The organism is Stenotrophomonas sp. (assembly GCF_032099025.1).
Lineage (GTDB): Bacteria > Pseudomonadota > Gammaproteobacteria > Xanthomonadales > Xanthomonadaceae > Stenotrophomonas.
The window spans coordinates 1-1,447 of sequence record NZ_DAMCID010000035.1 but is presented as its reverse complement, the minus strand read 5'-3'; the positions used below and the strand labels follow the sequence as shown (position 1 = coordinate 1,447).

Annotated in this window: 1 protein-coding gene and 1 tRNA gene (1 of these 2 cut by a window edge); both read left to right on the top strand. The window is 65.1% G+C overall.

Annotated elements, in window-relative coordinates; all coding sequences use genetic code 11:
- Positions 1-22, top strand: a tRNA-Asp gene (locus tag RT456_RS17615) (it extends 155 nt beyond the left edge of the window).
- A gap of 122 nt (positions 23-144) precedes the next feature.
- The coding region (locus tag RT456_RS17610; RefSeq protein WP_313348505.1) for a SurA N-terminal domain-containing protein at positions 145-1,447 on the top strand (1,303 nt) is incomplete at its 3' end.

Here is a 1,447-nt window from a genome sequence, read left to right as displayed (position 1 = left end):
TCGAGTCCCGTCCGCTCCGCCAATTCTTGAAGGCCCCTGGTGAAAACCAGGGGCTTTTCTTTTTGCCGCATGGCTGGGGTGGTTGGGGTGTGGCGCGAAGCACGCTACACTGCTGGATTCGCCAATCAGGCCTTGATTTCTCCCATGCTGCAGAAACTTCGCGACAAGACCTCGGGCTGGATCGTTACCGTGATCCTGGGGCTGCTGATGATTCCGTTCCTGTTCGTGATCGACTCCAGCTACCTCGGTGGTGTCGGTGCGCAGAACGTGGCCAAGGTGGCGGCACCGCCGACCTGGTGGCGCTCGGCGCCCTCGTGGTGGCCGATGTCGTTCCTGTGGCAGCACCACGAGATCAGCGCCCAGGACTTCCGTACCCGCTTCGAGCAGGCTCGCCAGCAGGCGCGCCAGCAGCAGGGCGAAGACTTCGACCCGCGCGAATTCGAAAGCACCGAGAACAAGCTGGCCGTGCTTGACCAGATGATCGACGAACAGGTCGTGCGCCTGGCCGGCGAACAGTCGGGCATCGTCATGAGCGACAGCACCGTGCGCGAGACCATCGGGACCATTCCTGCGTTCCTCGGTCCCGATGGCAAGTTCAGCCAGGACCAGTACCGCCTGCGCCTGGCCACCGGCAACCCGCCGCGTACCCCGGCCCAGTTCGAGGCCGAAGTGCGCGAACAGCTGCAGCAGTCGGTGATTCCGTCCGCGCTGCAGGGGTCGGGCTTCGTGACCACCGTCGAGGCCGAGCAGCTGATGAAGCTGCTGGGCGAAACCCGCGATGTCGAACTGGCCGCGCTGCCGGAACTGCCGGCCGATACCGCCGAAGTCACCGACGCGCAGATCAAGCAGTGGTATGACAGCCATGGCAAGGATTTCCGCCAGCCGGAAACTGTGTCGCTGGAATACGTCGAGATCAACGCCGCCACGCTGCCGCCGGCCACTGCGGCCGACGAAGCGACGCTGCGCAAGCGCTACGCCGATGAGAAGGCGCGGTTTGTCGCGCCCGAATCGCGCCTGGCCTCGCACATCCTGATTGCCGCCGACGCCAATGATCCGGCTGCGCTCAAGGCCGCTGAAGCGAAGGCCACGCGCATCGCCGCCGAAGCCAAGGCTCCGGGCGCCGACTTTGCCGCCCTGGCCAAGGCCAACTCGGACGACACCGGCTCCAAGAGCACCGGTGGCGATCTGGGCTGGGTCGAACGCGACGCAATGGTGAAGCCGTTCGAAGACGCACTGTTCGCCATGAAGGTCGGCGAGGTCAGTGCCCCGGTCAAGACCGAGTTCGGTTACCACGTGCTGCAGCTGCGCGAGCAGAAGGGTGGCCAGGAGCGTGCGTTCGAGGACGTGCGTGATGAACTTGCCGCCGAACAGCTCAAGGCCGACAGCGAGAACGCCTTCAGCGACCTCAGCGGCCGCCTGGTCGACCAGGTCTACAAGAACCCGACCT